Source organism: Gilliamella sp. Choc4-2, assembly GCF_001690355.1.
Classification (GTDB): domain Bacteria; phylum Pseudomonadota; class Gammaproteobacteria; order Enterobacterales; family Orbaceae; genus Gilliamella; species Gilliamella apicola_A.
This window is the reverse complement of sequence record NZ_LZHG01000025.1, coordinates 26,993-45,024: the sequence shown is the minus strand read 5'-3', so window position 1 is coordinate 45,024 and position 18,032 is coordinate 26,993. Positions and strand designations below refer to the sequence as shown.

Annotated in this window: 16 protein-coding genes; 12 read left to right on the top strand and 4 right to left on the bottom strand. The window is 33.9% G+C overall.

The window, feature by feature from the left end; all coding sequences use genetic code 11:
• Positions 1 to 47 precede the first annotated feature (47 nt).
• Positions 48 to 527 carry a tRNA (adenosine(37)-N6)-threonylcarbamoyltransferase complex ATPase subunit type 1 TsaE gene (tsaE, locus tag A9G34_RS03860; protein WP_034947573.1) on the bottom strand — a complete coding sequence of 160 codons (480 nt, stop codon included), beginning with the start codon at positions 525 to 527 and terminating at the stop codon, positions 48 to 50.
• Between the two features lie 127 nt (positions 528 to 654).
• Between tsaE and tusB the strand changes: the two genes are divergently transcribed.
• The 3 genes from tusB to A9G34_RS03845 all read left to right on the top strand — a co-directional run bounded on the left by tusB (position 655) and on the right by A9G34_RS03845 (position 2,731).
• Positions 655 to 936, top strand: a complete 282-nt coding sequence (gene tusB, locus A9G34_RS03855; RefSeq protein ID WP_065568923.1) for a sulfurtransferase complex subunit TusB — start codon at positions 655 to 657, stop codon at positions 934 to 936.
• Positions 937 to 1,059: 123 nt separating this feature from the next.
• Positions 1,060 to 1,623, top strand: coding sequence for a Sua5/YciO/YrdC/YwlC family protein (locus tag A9G34_RS03850; protein WP_065568922.1), 564 nt, complete (start codon positions 1,060 to 1,062; stop codon positions 1,621 to 1,623).
• A 4-nt stretch (positions 1,624 to 1,627) separates the two neighbouring features.
• Positions 1,628 to 2,731, top strand: coding sequence for an anhydro-N-acetylmuramic acid kinase (locus A9G34_RS03845; protein WP_034947564.1), 1,104 nt, complete (start codon positions 1,628 to 1,630; stop codon positions 2,729 to 2,731).
• Between the two features lie 18 nt (positions 2,732 to 2,749).
• Here A9G34_RS03845 and A9G34_RS03840 read toward each other — a convergent pair whose 3' ends face one another.
• Complete coding sequence (locus tag A9G34_RS03840; protein ID WP_065568921.1) at positions 2,750 to 3,529, bottom strand: Cof-type HAD-IIB family hydrolase; 780 nt, start codon at positions 3,527 to 3,529, stop codon at positions 2,750 to 2,752.
• 1 nt (position 3,530) lies between these two features.
• Positions 3,531 to 4,214 (bottom strand): DnaA inactivator Hda, encoded by a 684-nt coding sequence (hda, locus tag A9G34_RS03835; RefSeq protein ID WP_080715932.1) that lies wholly within the window; start codon positions 4,212 to 4,214, stop codon positions 3,531 to 3,533.
• A 670-nt stretch (positions 4,215 to 4,884) separates the two neighbouring features.
• On the opposite strand from hda, the gene mnmG reads away from it, so the two are divergent.
• Both mnmG and rsmG read left to right on the top strand, forming a co-directional pair.
• Positions 4,885 to 6,777: a tRNA uridine-5-carboxymethylaminomethyl(34) synthesis enzyme MnmG gene (gene mnmG, locus A9G34_RS03830; RefSeq protein ID WP_065568920.1), complete on the top strand. Its 1,893-nt coding sequence runs from the start codon at positions 4,885 to 4,887 to the stop codon at positions 6,775 to 6,777.
• Complete coding sequence (gene rsmG, locus A9G34_RS03825; protein ID WP_034947551.1) at positions 6,755 to 7,363, top strand: 16S rRNA (guanine(527)-N(7))-methyltransferase RsmG; 609 nt, start codon at positions 6,755 to 6,757, stop codon at positions 7,361 to 7,363. Before mnmG ends, rsmG begins: the two co-directional genes overlap by 23 nt.
• 32 nt (positions 7,364 to 7,395) lie before the next feature.
• Here the strand turns inward: rsmG and A9G34_RS03820 are convergent, their stop codons facing one another.
• The gene (locus A9G34_RS03820) at positions 7,396 to 8,631 is read right to left on the bottom strand and encodes an N-acetylmuramoyl-L-alanine amidase (protein ID WP_034947548.1); all 1,236 of its coding nucleotides are present in this window, start codon (positions 8,629 to 8,631) and stop codon (positions 7,396 to 7,398) included.
• Between the two features lie 378 nt (positions 8,632 to 9,009).
• Here A9G34_RS03820 and miaB point away from each other — a divergent pair, with 378 nt between their 5' ends.
• The 7 genes from miaB (at position 9,010) to tsf (ending at position 17,941) form a co-directional block, all read left to right on the top strand.
• Positions 9,010 to 10,437, top strand: coding sequence for a tRNA (N6-isopentenyl adenosine(37)-C2)-methylthiotransferase MiaB (gene miaB, locus A9G34_RS03815; RefSeq protein WP_065568919.1), 1,428 nt, complete (start codon positions 9,010 to 9,012; stop codon positions 10,435 to 10,437).
• A gap of 193 nt (positions 10,438 to 10,630) precedes the next feature.
• Complete coding sequence (locus A9G34_RS03810; protein ID WP_051825400.1) at positions 10,631 to 11,641, top strand: PhoH family protein; 1,011 nt, start codon at positions 10,631 to 10,633, stop codon at positions 11,639 to 11,641.
• A 39-nt stretch (positions 11,642 to 11,680) separates the two neighbouring features.
• Entirely contained in the window at positions 11,681 to 13,621 is a 1,941-nt protein-coding gene (gene mrdA, locus A9G34_RS03805; RefSeq protein ID WP_065568918.1) for a penicillin-binding protein 2, read from the top strand.
• A gap of 2 nt (positions 13,622 to 13,623) precedes the next feature.
• On the top strand, positions 13,624 to 14,730 hold the full coding sequence (mrdB, locus tag A9G34_RS03800) for a peptidoglycan glycosyltransferase MrdB (RefSeq protein ID WP_034947539.1): 1,107 nt from the start codon (positions 13,624 to 13,626) through the stop codon (positions 14,728 to 14,730).
• Positions 14,731 to 14,744: 14 nt separating this feature from the next.
• A complete protein-coding gene (locus A9G34_RS03795) occupies positions 14,745 to 15,926 on the top strand; it encodes a serine hydrolase (protein ID WP_034947536.1) in 1,182 nt (393 codons plus the stop codon).
• 335 nt (positions 15,927 to 16,261) lie between these two features.
• Complete coding sequence (gene rpsB, locus A9G34_RS03790; protein ID WP_034947534.1) at positions 16,262 to 16,999, top strand: 30S ribosomal protein S2; 738 nt, start codon at positions 16,262 to 16,264, stop codon at positions 16,997 to 16,999.
• A gap of 84 nt (positions 17,000 to 17,083) precedes the next feature.
• On the top strand, positions 17,084 to 17,941 hold the full coding sequence (tsf, locus tag A9G34_RS03785; protein WP_065568917.1) for a translation elongation factor Ts: 858 nt from the start codon (positions 17,084 to 17,086) through the stop codon (positions 17,939 to 17,941).
• Positions 17,942 to 18,032: the final 91 nt, after the last annotated feature.

The window sequence follows — 18,032 nt, the reverse complement described above, 5'->3', positions numbered from 1 at the left end:
TAATAAAATAAAAAAAGTGAATAATTTTTTCATTGTCTTTATATTGTTTATTTCAAATATGATAGATTAATAATCTCGCTGCCTTTTTCACTTATTGCCTGAACGCAAGCAGTACGTTCAAGCGCCAAATAAGTCAAATGAATTTCAAGATCAGCACTTGGCAAGATCCCATTTGCTTGCTGTGGCCACTCAATCAAACAAATTGATCGCGAAGAAAAATATTCACGAATCCCCATAAACTCTAATTCTTCTGGATCACTAAGTCTATATAAATCAAAATGATAAACTGAAAAACCATCAAATTGATAAGGTTCAACTAGAGTATACGTAGGACTTTTTACGTTACCAATATGTCCCAATTGTTGCAAAAAACCACGACTAAAAGTTGTTTTACCTGCACCTAGGTCACCAATCAAATAAATGACTATTGTACTATTATGATTTGATAAATAGTTTAAACATTTAGATGCAAGCAGCTTACCAAACAAAACTGTTTCTTGCTCATTGGATAAAATAGTAAGTTTCATCACGCATTCTTTGCTCAATAAATAGTACTTATTATATACTAATACCCTATAAAGATGTACCAAATAAGATTGGACTAAATTTTTTTTAAAATTCGAGCATGTTATTCAATATAAAAAGTGAAAAATTATGTTACACACAATTTCTTCTGCTAACCGATTAGTTATCGAACCTCTAATAATATCAAAACAAGATGCCGTGCTATTTTGGCAAAATGGAGTTATTATGGCTACGCAGAATAATCCATTATTGGATTATATTTTCCAACAAACAGATCATTGCTACATATTAGATAACGATATTAAAGCTCGTGGACTTAGTTCAAGTATCGATCCTAGGCTTAAAATTATTACGATGCAACAAGTTATTAAATTAACAACCTATTATTTTCCACAAATAAACTGGGAATAATCAAAGAGTATTTAATTTATTTGGCTTTAGCAATTGTTTAAAAGTAAATGAGACCAATTTGCAAATCTCAATACCTAGGTTTAATATAATTTTCAACCATGTTTAACTAATATTTATGTATTAATGGCAAATTTATTATCTTTAAAACAAACCAAGAAGTTACTAAAAACAGCTTCGGTTGTGGCCTACCCAACCGAAGCTGTTTTTGGATTAGGCTGTGATCCTAATTGTGAATCAGCCGTATTAAAACTGTTACAACTAAAACAGCGATCAATAGATAAAGGTTTGATTTTAATTGCTAGTCATTACCAACAACTGATTCCTTATATAGATGAATCAGCTATAACTAATGAACAAAAACAGTTAGCACTTACTAGCTGGCCAGGTCCTATTACTTGGGTTTTTCCTAAAAATAAAAAAACACCTTATTTTTTGACTGGTAAATTCGAAACCATAGCAGTACGAGTCACCAATCACCCTTTAGCTCGTAAATTATGCGATCTTTATGGCAAACCGATAGTTTCAACCAGTGCTAATTTATCGAGTTATCCTCCTTGTAAAACAGCCATCGAAGTAGCCAAACAATTTGGCCAAAATTTTCCGATTTTAGCAGGCGAAGCAGGTAATAGATTACAGCCATCTCAAATCAGAGATATTCAAACAGGTAACATTATTCGACAAGGATAGATATATGCAAAATTTATATATTGGTGTGATGTCGGGAACCAGCATGGATGGAATTGATATTGCTATGGTTAGTATTACCGAAAAAAATGTCACATCAATAGCTAGTAGTTGCTACCCAATGCCCACCAACTTAAGACAGAAATTATTAACATTATGTGAAACAAAACAAACCACATTACAAAATTTGGGTGAATTAGACCATCAACTTGGTGGATTATTTGCAGATAGTATCAATCAATTTTTAAAAGACAATAAAATAGATAAACAACAAATAAAAGCAATTGGTTGCCACGGGCAAACTATTTACCATGCACCAATCAGTGACAATCCATTTACCCTACAAATTGGCGATGCCAATATTATCGCTGCAAAAACAGGCATAACCACCATAGCTGATTTTCGCCGAAAAGATATGGCTTATGGCGGGCAAGGAGCCCCACTGGTCCCTGCTTTTCATAAAGCTATACTACAAGATCCAAAAATCAATCGTGTAGTATTAAATATAGGAGGAATTAGTAACATTTCAGTATTAATTCCTAACCATACTGTTATTGGTTATGATACAGGTCCAGGAAACGTACTGCTTGATTGCTGGATAAATCAAAATCTAGGTAAAAGCTATGATAAAAATGGGTTGTGGGCAAAAACAGGAAAAGTTAGCCAAGACTTACTGAATAAATTATTTGATGAAGATTATTTCAAAATACCAGCACCTAAAAGTACAGGGCGTGAGCTATTTAATTTACCATGGTTACATAAAAAACTAACAGGAATTGATTTAAAAGCTGAAGATATTCAAGCAACATTCGTTGAATTAACCTCTTTATCAATTGCAAATGAAATCAATAAATTACCTATAGTAAAAACATTACCTTGTGAGCTTTTAGTTTGTGGAGGAGGAGCTAAAAATTCACTTATTATGCAAAGATTATCAGCATTATTACCATCATGGTCAGTATTAACAACAGATACTAAAGGCATAAATGGTGACGACATGGAAGCTATAGCCTTCGCTTGGCTCGCTTATTGCCGGATCAACAACATTCCATCAAATATTCCCGAAGTAACTGGGGCAAACCAAGCTGTGTGTTTGGGCGTTATTTATTAATAAACTAAAAAATATCGATCAAATCAACCCAAATTTTTGTAACGCTTTAGCAATACCATCATTATTATTAGTATCTGTAACAAACTCAGCTTTTGCTTTTAATTCATCAACTGCATTACCCATAGCAATAGGGTGATCAACGGTTAAGAACATTTCAAAATCATTCATACCATCACCAAATGCATAAGTTGGCACATCAGTGAACTCTTTATTTTTTAATAACTGAGTAATACCATAACCTTTAGAGCCACCATGATTAAAAACATCAACACAGTAAGGGGTATTACGAATAAAAGTTAACTCAGGGAAAACATCTCGATAAAACTCTTCTCCAGATTCACAAAGTAATAAAAGCATCTGAATAGGTGATTTTAAATAAACCTGATCATCAACAGGAGGAACTGGTTGCTTAAGATAATGATAAAACTTCTCGGCTGCTTGACTATACTCAGATATACACATCATTTCATCATTATAAAAAGATAAAGGAATATTCGTTTCCTGCTTAGAATACTGATGTATTCTTATTATCAAATCTTTATCAATATTATTAGTAAAAACCTTTTCGCCTCTGTATAAAACAACTTGCCCATTCATGCCAATAATCGAATCTATTTGAGTCTTTTGCATTAAATCAGAAACTTCACAGGGTGTTCGACCAGTTGCTATCACTGGAATAATATTATTATGTTTTAACTTTTTTATAGCATCAAGGGAACTGGACAATATATCAATTTGACTATTAAATAATGTCCCATCTAAATCAAAAAAAACAATAGCTTCAGGTTTATGGCTCATATTACAAATCCAAAATATTTTTAATAAAAGGAATAGTTAGCTTTCGTTGTTGTGCTAACGTTGCTACTTCAAACTTTTCTAACAAAGAAAATAATGTACGCATATCACGATTAACACGTTTTAATAAAAATAACCCAACATCTGTTGATAGTTCAAATCCACTTAATTGTGCTCTCAATTGCAAAGCTTTAAGCTTGTCATCATCGCTAAGTTCTTTTAATTGATAAACCTGCCCCCAAGATAATCTAGAAACTAAATCAGGCAATATAAAAGGAATTTGTTTAGGTGGTGCATTTGCAGTTATCAATAATTTACTCACATTTTTTTCTGTCAAACGATTAAATAAATCAAAAATAGCCTCTTCCCAATCTCTATGACCTGCTATTGCATCAATATCATCTAAACAGACTAAATCATAATTTTCTAATCCTTGTAAAATTTCAGGTACCAAATGATAATGCTGTTTTAATGGAATATAACTAGCTAATTTATTTTGGCTTGACGCATGTAAAAGGTGAGTTCGGCCTGCAACGTTAGCCGCCCATATATAAAAGACATTAAAACCCTCTTTACCTAATAAGGTTTGCAACGAATCAAACAATAACCGATTATTACCTACATAAAAACTATCAAAAGTTTCATTATTAGATAACGGAAAAGGCAAAGGTAGCTGTGAAAGAGTAATAAAGTAACCTCACAATACAAATAAAATCATATTAAGTATAAATTTGCTTTTATAAAAATCAATCACTTTTATAGAAAAGAAAAACATCCTACTTTTCAAAGTATTTAATGTGTATTTTAAATAACACAAATACAAGTTAATTTACTATTAATAAAAAAATAAAACTAACCAAGTTATTCAGTTGTTTTTGAATTTTATTCAAATAATAAGATCATAAAAAGAGTAGATTACTCACTTATGTATAAAATAAAGGCAATAAAAGATAAAAAGTAAGCAAACGAATTTATTTTTTTGTGGATAACTTTGTGATAAAACGGGATAATAAGTTGTGATAAGCCTATTAACAACCTAAGAAACAAAATTAACTGTGAATAAAAGTAGCACTTATCAACATAATTAAAACAAAAAAGATCCGATCAACTAACATAATTTAGCGATCGATAAGATCAAACAAAATAATAATAAAATAGAGTTACCCACAAAAGTTATCCTACATAATAATAATAAAAATAAAAAGATCATCTAAAAGATCTTATTTTATTTAGAATGCGATCCTAATAGATCATTTGACGTAACCAAAAAGATGAGTAAAATCTCCTACCCTGAATAAATCAAATCTCCCGATCTAAATTAGCGATCATCTATACACAAAATAAATACGAGGCTTTTTATGTTTTATCCAGATCTTTTTGATGTCATCATCGTTGGTGGCGGTCATGCAGGAACAGAAGCAGCAATGGCATCAGCAAGAATGGGGCGAAAAACACTACTTTTAACCCATAATATCAATACATTAGGACAAATGTCTTGTAATCCTGCCATTGGTGGTATAGGTAAAGGCCATTTGGTAAAAGAAATTGATGCAATGGGTGGCTTAATGGCACGCGCTATCGATCATGCTGGGATCCAATTTAGGATCTTAAATAGCAGTAAAGGACCTGCAGTTAGGGCTACAAGAGCACAAGCAGATCGATCACTATATTGCAAAGTGATCCGAACTACACTTGAAAATCAAGAAAACTTAATTCTTTTTCAACAATCTGTTGAAGATGTGATCATCGAAAACGATCAGATCGTAGGTGTAAAAACCCAAATGGGAGTATGCTTTAAAGCTAAAACAGTCGTATTAACAACAGGTACCTTTTTAGACGGAAAGATCCATATAGGACTTAATAATTACAGTGGTGGACGTACAGGCGATCCTGCTTCGATCGGCTTATCAAAATCACTTCATCAATATCCATTTAGAATGGGACGATTAAAAACTGGTACCCCTCCACGAATTGATGCTAGAACAATTGATTTTTCAAAATTAGGTACACAATATGGTGATGATCCTGTTCCTGTATTCTCATTTTTAGGTAATGCAAACGAACATCCTAAACAAATTCCTTGCTATATAACAAGCACTAACGAAACAACGCACGAGATCATCCGAAATAGTTTAGATCGTAGTCCCATGTATACTGGTGTGATAGAAGGAGTTGGTCCAAGATACTGCCCATCTATTGAAGACAAAATTATGCGTTTTGCGGATCGTAATTCTCATCAGATCTATTTAGAACCTGAAGGATTAGATAGCAACGAAATATATCCAAATGGGATCTCAACAAGTTTACCATTTGATACACAATTAGCATTTGTACGCAGTATGAAAGGATTAGAAAATGCTAATATTGTCAGACCAGGTTATGCGATCGAATATGATTATTTTGATCCAAGGGATCTTAAACCAACACTTGAAAGTAAAGTTATTAAAGGTCTCTTTTTAGCAGGACAGATCAACGGAACAACTGGCTATGAAGAAGCCGCTGCTCAAGGAATGCTTGCTGGCTTAAATGCAGCACGTTTTGCATATGATCAAGATCAATGGTATCCAAGCCGTGATCAAGCCTATTTAGGGGTATTAGTTGATGATCTTTGTACTCTTGGTACTAACGAACCTTATCGCATGTTTACCTCTCGTGCTGAATATCGTTTAATGTTACGTGAAGACAATGCTGATATTCGCTTAACTGAGATTGGTCGCAAGCTAGGTATGGTTGATGATTATCGCTGGCAACGTTTTAACGAAAAATTTGAAGCTATTGAACAAGAAAGAGCAAGATTACGTGATATATGGGTACATCCTCATATTGAAAGCATTGACGAAGTAAATGCTGTGTTAGGTTCTAATTTGACTAAAGAAGCCAACGGAGAAGAGTTACTTAAGCGGCCTGAAATGAGTTATAACACATTGAAATCGCTTTCATTATTTTCTCCTGGATTGTCTGACGCACAGGCTGCGGAACAGGTTGAAATTCAAGTTAAATATGATGGATATATAAAATTACAAATAGAAGAAATTGAACGTCAAAAACGCAATGAAGAAACGCTTATTCCTGAGCATATTGATTATGCTGAAATATCGGGTTTATCGAACGAAGTTGTGGCTAAATTAAAACAACATAAACCTATTTCAATAGGACAAGCTTCGCGTATATCAGGAATTACTCCTGCTGCAATTTCAATGTTACTAGTTTATTTAAAAAAGAAAAATTATGTTAAAAAAGAAACTCATTAATTTAATAGATCAAACGGATCTTTTGATCTCAGAATCACAAATAGATCAATTGATCCATTATGTTGAAATGCTTAATAAATGGAATAAGACTTACAACTTAACAGCTGTACGAGATCCTAATGAAATGTTAATCAAACATATCATGGATAGCTTAGTTGTATCGCCCTATTTAACTGGCAAAACTTTTATTGATGTTGGAACTGGTCCTGGTTTACCAGGCGTTCCACTAGCAATTATTAACCCAGATAAACAATTTGATTTAGTGGATAGTTTAGGTAAGCGTATTCGATTTTTAAAACAAGTTCAGTTTGAATTAAAGCTAACTAATATAAACCCAATACAAAGCCGAATAGAGGAGTATAGCGATAAAAAGTTTGATGGCGTTATTAGCCGAGCATTTGCTTCATTGCAAGACATGCTTAGTTGGTGTAAGCATCTTCCTAATGAACAAGGATCTTTTTATGCTTTAAAAGGTAGCGATCTTGATCCTATTCCTGAAGATTTTAGGCTTACCCAGAATATTAAGCTGAGCATTCCACAATTGGGTGCTGAAAGATGTTTAGTTATTATTGTTAAAAGTATATAACTTATTTAGTTTACTTTAAAAATGATAAAAAACTAGTTTTTACGTTTTTTTAGATAATCTTTAATTCCGTCAACAATAGCTTTAGATACTTGATTTTGGAAAGAAGCAGTCTTAAGTTTTTTCTCTTCAACAACATTACTAATAAAAGCTGTTTCAACTAAAACTGACGGAATATCAGGCGCTTTTAATACAGCAAAACCGGCTTTTTCAATGGTTGGTTTATGTAACTTATTTATACCTTTCATGCGATTTAATATTGCGCTACCTAATAAAGCTCCATTACTTAGTGTTGTTTTTTGTACTAAGTCCAAAATAGTGTTGTCTAAATACTTATCACCACTTCGACTAACCCCCCCTATCTGATCGGCTTTATTTTGTGTTTGTGCTAAATAGCTAGCCGCCGAACTACTTGCTCCACGAGTAGATAAAGCAAATACAGTTGAACCTCTTACTGAGCGGTTAGTAAAGGCGTCGGCATGAATAGAAACAAAGAGATCAGCATGCAATGATCGTGCCTTAGCGACACGAACTTTTAATGGAATAAATACATCTTCATTGCGTGTCATATGGACTTTTATATTATTTTCTTTTTTTAATAAATTGTAAGCACGACGGGCTATTTGTAAAACTATATCTTTTTCTTTAGTTTTATTATAACCGATTGCTCCTGGATCTTCGCCTCCATGTCCTGGATCGAGCATTACAATAATTGGTGCATTTTTCTTTTTATTAATTGGGGGAGGGATATTAGCTTGTTTTTTATTAAGATCGCCGTCCTTGTATTCTTCTAATAAGGCAAGTAAGGGATCATCGTCATTTATTGAAATTGATCTAGTAGGATAAAGATCCATAACTAAACGATGTTTGAATTCTGCTATTGGAGATAATGTAAAGGTATTAGGTTCCACACCTTGTTTTAAAACGATCATAATTCTGATTATTTTAGGGTTGACTTTATTAACACTAATCAATTTTATGAAAGGATCGTGACTGAGTACTTTTGACGAAATTGTTTTTAATGTAGGAGTTAAATCTATATTATCAATATCGATAACTATTCGATCAGGGTTATAAAGCAAAGCACTTTTATAATTTAATCGAATAGTTGATTCTAATGTGATTCGTGTATAAGTTGATGATGGCCAAATACGAACAGCAATAATTTTTGCCATTGCTACTGCAAAGCCAATACGGGTGACAGACAATAAACAAGTCGCAATTATCCCTTTGATAAAAAGGCGTTTTTTTGGACTAAATGTTTTTGGCATACCTGAACACTTTATTTGTTATCACTATTAAGTGCGAATAATAACATAAAATAAAATGATATTAAAAAAGAATGAATATCATAATTAGTTGTTTTTTTGATAAATAAAATAGATTCTATTCATGTTTATAGATTTTTATAATATTAGAATCTATTTTTGATTAACCCACTATTTTATATATAAAATACTTTTACTAATCTTCTTACAAACCGCCCTTTATGCTGTAGTTAAAAAAACAAAAAATAAAGTGCCATTTTGTATGGTCATTTTTTATTTTATTATAGACCCTACAATCACAAAGCATTACAATATGCCACGCTAAAATCGCGGATTTAAACCCGTTTTCATTTTAACAATTAAAATATAGCTGAGTTATTGATGAGCAAAAAATTACATATCAAAACTTGGGGCTGCCAAATGAATGAATATGATTCTACTAAGATGGCAGATCTCCTTGAATCCACCCACGGTTTAACTTTAACAGAAAATGCCGAAGAAGCAGATATTTTATTACTTAATACCTGCTCTATTCGAGAAAAAGCCCAAGAAAAAGTCTTTCATCAATTAGGACGTTGGAAGAATCTTAAAAAAAATAACCCAAATATCATTATTGGTGTTGGGGGATGTGTTGCTTCACAAGAAGGAGCTCATATTCGTAAACGCGCACCATTTGTGGATATTATTTTTGGACCGCAAACTTTTCACCGCTTGCCTGAAATGATTGAGCAAGTTAGAAGTGGTAAAGGTAATCATGTGGTTGATATAAGCTTTCCTGAAATAGAAAAATTTGATCGCTTACCAGAACCTCGTAGTGAAGGCCCAACCGCATTTGTTTCAATTATGGAAGGATGTAATAAATATTGTACTTATTGCGTAGTTCCTTACACTCGAGGTGAAGAAGTTAGTCGACCTTGTGATGATGTTATTTATGAAATAGCTCAGCTTGCTGAGCAAGGTGTACGTGAAGTCAATCTACTAGGTCAAAATGTAAATGCATATCGTGGACCAACATTCGATGGTGATATTTGTTCCTTTGCTGAATTACTACGCTTAGTTGCAGCCATTGATGGTATAGATCGTATTCGTTTTACAACTAGCCATCCAATCGAATTTACAGATGATATTATTGATGTTTATCGTGACACACCAGAGCTAGTAAATTTTTTACATTTGCCAGTACAAAGTGGCTCAGATCGTGTATTAAACTTAATGAAACGTACGCATACCGCACTTGAATATAAATCAATTATTCGAAAACTACGCAAAGTACGACCAGATATTCAAATTAGCTCCGATTTTATTGTTGGTTTCCCAGGTGAAACACAAGAAGACTTTGAACAAACCATGAAGTTAATTGCCGATGTTAATTTTGATTTAAGTTACAGTTTTGTCTATTCAGCACGTCCAGGTACACCAGCTGCTGAAATGGAAGATAATGTGTCTGAAGACGAGAAAAAGCAGCGTCTTTACATTCTTCAAGAAAGAATCAATCAACAAGCCATGCAGTTTAGTCGTCGTATGTTAAATACCATACAACGTATTTTAGTTGAAGGGCCATCTAAAAAAGATCTCATGGAATTAACAGGACGAACCGAAAATAATCGGATTGTTAATTTTGAAGGTCATCCTGATATGATAGGTAAGTTTGTTGATGTTGAAATTACTGATGTTTACCCAAATTCATTGCGCGGTAAAGTGGTTAGAACTGAAGATGAAATGGATTTGCGCGTAAATGAATCTCCGATGTCAGTGATATCACGAACTCGAAAAGAAAATGATTTAGGCGTAGGGATTTATCAACCATAAAAACGAAATGCCTATTTCAATTAAAATGGCAAAGATTTGATAAAAAACAGTCAACAAGAGCAGTAGATAATGTTGTTAGCTTAAACACAGTTTCTTGGCGTTACGGTAATATCAACTTTTTAAAAGGTGTTGAAATTATTCTTTATGTGAACAATGTATTAGTAGCTAACGTTAATTATTTGAGGGATTACGTTTGAATATTATGAAATATGAAATTGTGCTTGAGCCAGAAGATAATCAGCGCCTTAATAGCCTTTGTGGTCCTTATAATGACAATATTAAGCAAATTGAACGTCGATTAGGAATTGAAATTAACCACCGAGGCAATCTTTTTTCTATAACAGGTGATGCTATTTGTGTAAAAGCGACTAATGACATTTTGAAGTCGCTTTATAAACAAACCAAAATCAAAGATAAAATTGTTGATATTGAGCCTGAACAAATACATCTAGCAATAAAAGAGTCCGGTCTTTTACAAAAAGCGAGTGAACACTTACCAGCTTATATTGATCATCAAGGTGGAAAGCTAGTGATGATAAAAACTAAACGAGGCATAATCAAACCCAGAACAGCGAACCAAGCACAATATATTGCTCATGTGTTGGATTATGATATCTCGTTTGGAATTGGTCCTGCTGGAACCGGTAAAACCTACTTGGCGGTTGCAGCCGCGGTTGATGCTCTTGAAAAACAGCAAATCCGCCGAATTGTATTAACTCGTCCTGCAGTTGAAGCAGGTGAAAAATTAGGTTTTTTACCAGGTGATTTAAGTCAAAAAGTGGACCCTTACTTACGTCCACTTTATGATGCCTTATTCGAGATGTTAGGTTTTGAAAAAGTCGAAAAACTTATTGAAAAAAGTGTGATTGAAGTGGCACCACTTGCTTATATGCGTGGAAGAACGCTTAATGATGCATTTATTATCCTTGATGAAAGCCAAAACACCACGATTGAACAAATGAAAATGTTTTTAACTCGAATTGGCTTTAATTCGAAAGCGGTAATAACAGGTGATATTACTCAAATTGATTTACCGCATAATCAAAAATCAGGATTACGTCATGCGATAGAAGTTTTAAGCCAACTTGATGAAATTAGTTTCAATTTTTTTAGTAGTGAAGATGTTGTCCGTCATCCAGTGGTAGCTAGAATCGTTAATGCCTATGAAAAATGGGAAGAACAAGAACAGCATCATAAGAAATAACTCAATGAAAAAAGCGTTTAGAGGAGTATTATTATCCCTATCTCAAGTAAAAAAAAGCGAACTAATATTCGAGATCACTCGGCAGAAACAAATTTGTTTTTGCGTCGAGCATTGTTTGCTTTTGTTGTAATAATATTATTAGTGATTATTTTGTTGGTTAATTTAGCCGACCTTCAAATTGCTAATTATAGTTATTACAGTACAAAATCGAATAATAATCGCATTGAAAATATTCCTATACCTCCAAGCCGCGGTATGATTTATGACCGTAACGGTACGCCTTTGGCAATTAATAACATCACATATCAACTTAATATTATTCCTGATAAAATAAAAAATCTTAATGAACAGTTTAGTTATTTAAAAAAAATTGTTGATTTGACAGATGAAGATATAGAAACATTTCAAAAAGAGCGACGAAATTATAAAGCACATCGCCCTGTGCCGCTTAAAGAAAATTTAACCAGCCTACAAATTGCCCGTTTTGTTGTTGATCAACATCGATTCCCTTTTGTTTCAATTGTTAAGATTCAACATCGATATTATCCTTATGGCGCATCTTTAACGCATATAATTGGTTATATTTCTAAAATTAACAGCCAAGATAAAAAACGCTTAGAAGATGAAAATAAAACCAGTAACTATGTTGCAACACTTAATATAGGAAAAATGGGTATTGAGCGATATTATGAAGATGTGCTACATGGCACGGCTGGTAATGAAAAGGTTGAAGTAAATAGTCGAGGGCGTATCGTTCGTTTACTTGAGCAGCACCCACCGAAAGCAGGTGAGGATATCTATTTATCTATCAATTTAAAATTACAACTCTATATTGAGCGACTTCTTGCGGGACGCAAAGCTGCAGTAGTTGCTATTGACCCTAATAATGGTGAAGTATTAGCAATGGTTTCAAGTCCAAGTTATGATTCCAATTTATTTGTTGGAGGTATATCTAGAGCTAATTATAATGAATTACTTAATGATCCAGATAAACCATTATTTAATCGAGCGTTACTTGGTGCATATCCACCAGCTTCAACTGTTAAACCTTATATTTCCATAGCAGCTTTGAGTGAAGGAATTGTTACGCCCAAAAGCATTATAAATGATCCCGGATGGTGGCAATTACCTGGAACTGAAAGGCGTTATCGTGATTGGTTAAAATGGGGACATGGTCATGTAGATGTATTGAAAGCCATTGAAGAATCAGTTGATACTTATTTTTATCAAGTTGCATATGATATGGGCATAGATCGTTTGAATTTATGGATGACTAAGTTTGGTTATGGTGAAAAAACAGGTATTGATATTTCACCAAATGAAGAAACTCGTGCTGTTATGCCTAGTCGTGAATGGAAAATGTTGCGTCATAAAAAATCTTGGATGCAAGGGGATACTATTCCAGTTGGAATTGGTCAAGGTTATTGGACAGCAACACCTATACAAATGGCGAAAGCTTTAACCATTTTAATTAATAATGGTAAAACTTATATTCCTCATTTTTTACTATATAAAAAAAGTGATATTTTGAATTCTAATGATAATAAACCACAAACTAATCTTGTATTATTTGAACAACCCAATAGTTTAACTGAGGTCAAATCTACTTATTGGGATTTAGCTAAAGAAGGTATGCGTCGCGTCATGTTTGGTTCACGAGGAACAGCACGTAAAGTTTATGTTGATGCACAATATCAAGCGGCAGGAAAATCAGGAACTGCACAAGTTTATGGTTTGAAACAAAACGAAACCTATAATGCACATAAAATTCCGGAACATTTACGAGATCATGCCTTATTCGTTGCTTATGCGCCTTTCGATAAACCAAAAATTGCTTTAGCTATTGTTCTTGAAAATGGGGGAGGAGGAAGTTCCAATGGTGGTGCTGTAGTGCGTAAAATACTTGATTATTACTTGCTTGGTAATAACTCTACAAAATTAGATGATGAAATATCACCAACTACAGGAAACTCTAATTAATTATGCATAATATCAAAAAAACTTTTTGGCAAAAAATACATATTGATCCTCTTTTTTTCCTATTTATTGCATTATTACTTGGCTATAGTCTTTATGTACTTTGGAGTGCTAGTGGACAAAATATCGACATGATGCAAAAACGAGCAATACAAATACTGCTAGGTTTTGCTGCTATGATTATTTTTGCTCAATTTTCACCCAGAACTTATGAAAAATGGGCTCCTTCACTTTATGTTACCTGTATTATAGTATTATTCTTGGTTGATATTTTTGGCTATACCAGCAAAGGTGCACAACGTTGGTTGGATTTAGGAATTTTACGTTTTCAACCTTCTGAAATTGCCAAAATAGCGGTACCATTAATGGTTGCCAAATTTATTCATCGTGACGGTTGTCCACCACCTTTAAAAACGACTTTACAGACACTCACTATAATTGGAGTGCCTGCTTTGCTTGTCGCAATGCAGCCAGATTTAGGGACTGCAATTTTGATTGTTATGTCAGGTCTTTTTATTATCTTTTTAGCGGGTATTGATTGGCGCTTTATCCTTATTGCACTTATTTTAATTGCTGCTTTTTTACCTATTATGTGGTTCTTCTTAATGCATGATTATCAGCAAGAAAGGGTACTAACCTTGTTTAACCCTGAACGGGATCCAAATGGTACCGGTTATCATATTATTCAATCTAAAACAGCAATAGGATCTGGTGGAGTGTGGGGAAAAGGTTGGCTTAAAGGAACTCAATCACAATTGGAGTTTTTACCAGAACGGCATACTGATTTTATTTTTTCTGTTATTGCTGAAGAGTTTGGCTTTATTGGTACCGTTATTTTGTTAGTACTATTTTTATGTTTAATTATTCGTGGACTTTTTATTGCTTCACAAGCACAAACCACATTTGGCAGAATATTAGCTGGTGGATTAATTTTGGTTTTCTTTGTATATGCGTTTATTAATATTGGTATGGTCAGTGGAATATTACCTGTAGTTGGTGTACCATTACCGTTAATAAGTTATGGTGGCTCATCTTTAGTCGTATTAATGGCTAGTTTTGGCATTATGATGTCTATTCACACACATCGCTATATGTTATCTAAAAATATTTGACGGAATCCAAATAAATGAAAAAGAAATTTAAATTATCTTTTGCTTTGTTATTACTCGCAATTTGTTCATCAGTTTCAGCTGAAGTGGCATTTCCTATCCCAGAAATTCCAAAATTAGATGCAGAATCTTATATTTTAATGGATGCCAAATCAGGCGAAATTTTAGCTCAATATAATGCAGAACAACAGCGAGATCCTGCTAGTTTAACTAAAATGATGACCAGTTATGTAGTTGGTCAAGCTTTGAAAGTTGGTCGTATTAAAAATGATGATATGGTTATAGTAAGTAAAGATGCTTGGGCAACAGGTAATCCTATTTTAAAAGGATCATCATTAATGTTTCTAGAAGTGGGTAAAAAAGTTTCAGTATCAGATCTGAATAAGGGTATTATTGTTCAATCAGGTAATGATGCTTGCATTGCCATGGCTGAGCACGTTGCTGGTAGCCAAGGTGCTTTTGTTAATTTAATGAATGATTATGCAAAAAAAATTGGGTTAGAGCATTCTCACTTTGAAACTGTGCACGGGCTTGATGCTCCGGGGCAGTATACTACAGCTAAAGATATGGCATTATTAGGTCAAGCCTTAATTCGTGATTTGCCATCAGAATATGCTATTTACAAAGAAAAAGAATTTACCTATAACTTATCTAAACCACAATTAAATCGCAATGGCTTGCTTTGGGATACCACACTAAATGTTGATGGGATAAAAACAGGCCATACTAATGCTGCTGGTTATAACTTAGTTGCTTCTGCGGTGGATGGTAATACTCGCTTAATTTCAGCTGTATTAGGTGGGCGCACATTTAAAGGACGTGAACAAGAAAGTAAAAAATTATTAGTTTGGGGGTTTCGTTTTTTTGAAACAGCAAATCCCGTAAAAGCTGGTAACTCATTAATAACAGAATCAATTTGGTATGGTGAGCAAAATAAGATCCAACTAGGCTCACTTAATGGTTCTTATGTGACAGTACCAAAAGGCCGTTCAGCAGATGTACAAGTTAAATATACAATTGATGGCTATATTTATGCTCCGATTACTAAAGGGACTGTTGTGGGCAAAATGCAGTTTTTATTAGATGATAAAGTTATCAATGAAGAATCATTGGTTGCACTACAAAGTGTTGAAGAAACAGGTTTTTTGGGTGGTATATGGGATTGGATATGTTTACAATGTCATAAATTATTGAACTAAATAGTTTTCTTAAAAAAGTTACTGCAATTTAATTTCGGACATTTTTAGGCTACTCGTTATAAAAAATAACTTACATGCTAAGCTCCGAAATTAAAATTACCTCATTTCTATAAATAAAACTGGTAATCTTAGATTAAATATGGTATAAAACGCGCGCTACATTTCACATTATTTTTTGCAAAAGTAATGATGGATAAAAGCATTAAATTTAATGATTAATTAACGTTATAACACACACATATCATTACACTTTTCCGGGGTGCCTTTTACTTTATGTATAGGTCGGATAGAGCGGATATGTGGAGGCATAACCCCAACGTCAAAATGAGGAAATCATGACTACAGTATCAATGCGCGATATGTTACAAGCGGGTGTACACTTTGGACACCAAACTCGTTATTGGAACCCAAAAATGAAACCATTTATTTTTGGTGCACGCAATAAAGTTCATATTATCAATCTTGAAAAAACAGTACCATTGTTCAACGAAGCATTAGCTGAATTAAACAAGATTGCCGCTCGTAAAGGTAAAATTTTATTTGTTGGTACAAAACGTGCAGCTAGCGAAGCAATTAAACAAGCGGCTGAAAGCTGTGGACAATACTACGTTAATCACCGTTGGTTAGGTGGAATGTTGACTAACTGGAAAACAGTACGTCAATCAATCAAACGTCTAAAAGATTTAGAAACACAAGCTAGTGATGGTACATTCGATAAATTAACCAAAAAAGAAGCGCTAATGCGTGCTCGTGAAATGGCTAAATTAGAAAATAGCTTGGGTGGAATTAAAAATATGGGTGGCTTACCTGATGTGATCTTTGTTATTGGTGCAGACCACGAACATATCGCTATCAAAGAAGCTAACAACTTAGGTATTCCAGTCATTGCTATTGTTGATACTAACTCAGATCCTGATGGTATTGATTACGTTGTTCCAGGTAATGATGATGCGATTCGTGCAATTCAATTATATGCAAATGCAGTTGCTGAAGCAGTACGTTCTGGTCGTGAACAAAACCAATCTCCAGTATCTGAAGAAAGCTTCGTAGAAGAAGCGCCAGCAGCAGAGTAATAAACTCAAATATTTTCAGGGTTGATAATAATATCGACCCATTCTAATGAAAATCATCACAATGGTTAAATAGAGGATTAAAAAATGGCTGAAGTTACCGCTTCTATGGTAAAAGAACTGCGTGAAAGAACTGGCGCAGGTATGATGGAATGTAAAAAAGCATTAGTTGAAGCTAATGGTGATATTGAACTTGCGATTGACAATATGCGTAAATCAGGTCAAGCAAAAGCGGCTAAAAAAGCGGGTCGTGTTGCGGCTGAAGGTGTCATTATTTCTAAAATCTCTGCGGATAAGAAATTTGGTATTATCTTAGAAGTAAATTGTGAAACAGACTTTGTTGCCAAGGATGCTGGATTCTTAGCATTTAGTGATAAAGTTGCTGAAGCTGCTTTAACTGATCGCATTAATGATATTTCAGTTTTACAAGCTAAATTCGAAGAAGAGCGTACAGCGCTAGTTGCTAAAATTGGTGAAAACATTGGTATCCGTCGCATTGCTCAAATTGCTGGCGATGTAGTTGGTAGTTATCAACACGGTGCTCGTATTGGTGTATTAGTTGCTGCTAATAGTGCTGATGATGAATTAGTTAAACATATTGCAATGCACATTGCTGCAAGTAAACCAGAATATGTTGATCCAATTGACGTACCTGCTGATGTGGTTGAACACGAACGTAACATTCAAATTGATATCGCAATGCAATCTGGTAAACCACGTGAAATCGCTGAAAAAATGGTTGAAGGTCGTATGCGTAAGTTCACTGGTGAAGTATCATTAACCGGTCAACCATTTGTTATGGATCCTTCAAAAACGGTTGGCGACTTATTAAAAGAAAAGAGCGCAGCAGTAGCTTCATTCATTCGTTTTGAAGTGGGTGAAGGTATTGAAAAAGTTGAAGTTGATTTTGCAGCAGAAGTTGCTGCAATAACGAAACAATCTTAATAGTTTCAACAAAGCCGCCGTTAAGGCGGTTTTGTTTATCTACAAAATATTTTAAAATTATTGCAGCTAGCAGTCCTAGCTTATCAGGTAA